We start from the raw sequence: 2,540 nt of genomic DNA, 5'->3' as shown, positions 1-2,540 counted from the left end.
TTGAGTTCGGGGGTGATGAAGCGCTCGGCGTTTTTCAGGGTCTGGCGGCGGCGGTAGTCGTCGGGTACTTTGCTGGCCTGGCCCTGTGTGACTTCGATGTAAAAGCCATGCACCTTGTTGAATTGCACGCGCAGGTTGGCGATGCCGGTGCGCGCTTTTTCGCGGGTTTCGAGGTCGAGCAAAAAGGCGTCGCAGTCGGTCTGGATGGCGCGCAGCTCATCGAGCTCGGCATCAAAGCCGGTGGCGATGACGCCGCCATCGCGCACCAGCGCTGCGGGCTCTTCGGTGATGGCGCGTTGCAGCAGAGCGGTGGCGGCGGCAGGTGGCTGCAAATCGGTCAATATTTGTGCCAAATAGGGCTCAAACCCTTGCGTATCGTGCGCTAGTAGCTCTGATTTTTGTAGCGTTTTGCACAGCGCCACCAGCTCGCGCGGGCGCACCTGGCGCAGGGCGATGCGGGCGGTGATGCGCTCCACGTCGGCCACGCCCTTGAGCGCTGCGCGCAGCGCCTGCCACGGCCCGCCACTGCCCTGGCCACGCAGTGCAGCGGTGGCGGCCAGCCGCTGGCGCGCCTCGGTGCGCTCGCGCCGGGGCGTGAGCAGCCAGGTTTTGAGCAGGCGGCTGCCCATACCGGTCATGCAGGTGTCCAGCAGCGACAAGAGCGTGGGCGCATCCTCGCCACGCAGGGTTTTCACCAGCTCCAGGTTGCGCCGGGTGCTGGCAGGCAGGTGGATGAGTTCATCGGCGCGCTGCACCTGCACGCTGTGGATGTGGGTGAGCGGACAGCCTTGCGTGTGCTGGGCGTATTCCAGCAGCGCGGCGGCGGCGGCGTGGGCCTGGGGCAGGTCGTGTGCCTGCCAGGCGTGCAGGCTGGCGGCGCCCAGGTGTTCGAGCAGCTTGCGCTCGCCCAGGGCAGCATCAAACTGCCAGTCGGGCCGGGGGCTCAAGGGGCAGGCCAGGGTGGCGTTGTGGCGCAGGCCCAGCAGCTGCTGCTCAAAGCGTTCGGTGCTGCCAGCGCTGTAGAGCAGCTCGCTGGGCGTGGTGCGCGCCAGCCAGGCGCTCAACTCGTCGGCAGCGCATTCGGCCAGATAGACCACACCCTGGGTCACGCTCATCCAGGCCAGGCCGCAGCGCGCACGCGGGCCTTGGTGGACGGCCAGCAGCAGCGATTCGGTTTTGTCGTGCAGCAGCTCGGCATCGGTCAGGGTGCCGGGCGTGACCACGCGCACCACCTGGCGCTCGACCGGGCCTTTGTTGGCGCCGACCTCGCCCACCTGCTCGGCAATGGCCACCGATTCGCCCAGCTTGATCAGCCGGGCCAGGTACGTCTCCAGTGCATGAAACGGCACGCCCGCCATCACCACCGGCTGGCCCGCCGACTGGCCGCGCTGGGTCAGCGTGATGTCCAGAAGGCGCGCGGCTTTTTCGGCGTCTTGCCAGAACAGCTCGTAAAAATCGCCCATGCGGTAGAGCAGCAGCGTGTCGGGGTACCCCGCCTTCAGGGCCAGGTACTGCTGCATCATGGGAGTGTGGGGGGAGAGCGTGTCAGGCATACGCGGGTCGGCTGAAATGAGGCGTGGACTGTAGCAGTGGGCTTTTTTTGCGGGGGAAATCTCTATTTTTTTGTTACTTCTTGACATACTATGGTTGCATTGCCCGCGTTGCAGCGTCCATTTTTGCAAGAGGTTTCAAAGCCATCGTGACTCCGTCTGACCTGAATGCAGGCCCTTTCCCCTTCGGTGATCGTGCGTTGTCCGCTGCGGATATGGCACGTCCGGCGTCTGTGTTGAACGGCGATGGACTCAGCGTGCAGGCGCTGCGCGAGGCGTTGGCGCAGACGCAGCACGCGCTGGCTGCCGCGCAGCGCCAGTTGTGTGAGCAGGCGCAGATTTTTCAGGCCATGGAAGGGCTGGCGTGCGCCGGATACTGGTGGCGCCACGCTGGTGCGCAGGCCATGGCAGCGCAGTGTTCGCCAGGCCTGTGCCACATTGCCGGACTGCCCGTGCAGGAGTCGCTGAGTTTTGGGCAGGATGGCTGTGGCATCTTGCCGGAGGACTTGCCCGCTTTTCTGGCTGCGCGTGAGCGTATGGACGGCACCGAACTGGAATGCCGCTGGCGCCGCCCCGATGGCCAGGTGCGCTGGTTGCGCATGCAGGTGCGCAGTTTGGGCGGGGTGGATGGAAACCCCGTGGAGTTGGGCGTGGTGTTGGACGTGACCGACGAGCACCTGGCCACCAGCCAACTGCGCGAGCAGCTGGGTTTTATCCAGCGCATTGCCAGCCGCATTCCGGGGTTCATCTACCAGTACCGCATCCACCCCGATGGCACTGCCAGCCTTCCTTACGTCAGCGATGCGGTGCACGACCTGATGGGCCTGCGCCCTGACATCAAGCATGAGCTGAGTGCATTGCAACAGCAGGTTCACCCCCAAGACATGGACATGTTGCGCAGTGCCATTGATCAATCGGCCTGCGATTTGCACCCCTGGCAGCGCGAATACCGCGTGCTGTCCGACGATGGCAGTGTGCGCTGGCACATGA

At 65.1% G+C, this 2,540-nt stretch carries 2 protein-coding genes; one reads left to right on the top strand and one right to left on the bottom strand.

What is annotated here, in order from left to right:
* Positions 1-1,553: DNA mismatch repair protein MutS (gene mutS, locus PHX69_RS16105; RefSeq protein ID WP_288045154.1), on the bottom strand; the 1,553-nt coding region annotated here is incomplete at its 3' end.
* Between the two features lie 233 nt (positions 1,554-1,786).
* Here mutS and PHX69_RS16100 point away from each other — a divergent pair.
* Positions 1,787-2,540 (top strand): PAS domain-containing protein (locus tag PHX69_RS16100; protein ID WP_288045153.1); only part of this gene is annotated, 754 nt, incomplete at its 3' end.

The organism is Simplicispira sp., assembly GCF_028687295.1.
In the GTDB taxonomy this organism is placed as follows: Bacteria; Pseudomonadota; Gammaproteobacteria; order Burkholderiales; family Burkholderiaceae_C; genus Simplicispira; species Simplicispira metamorpha.
The sequence above is the reverse complement of the archived record's forward strand: the minus strand, read 5'-3'. Positions and strand labels throughout refer to the sequence as shown.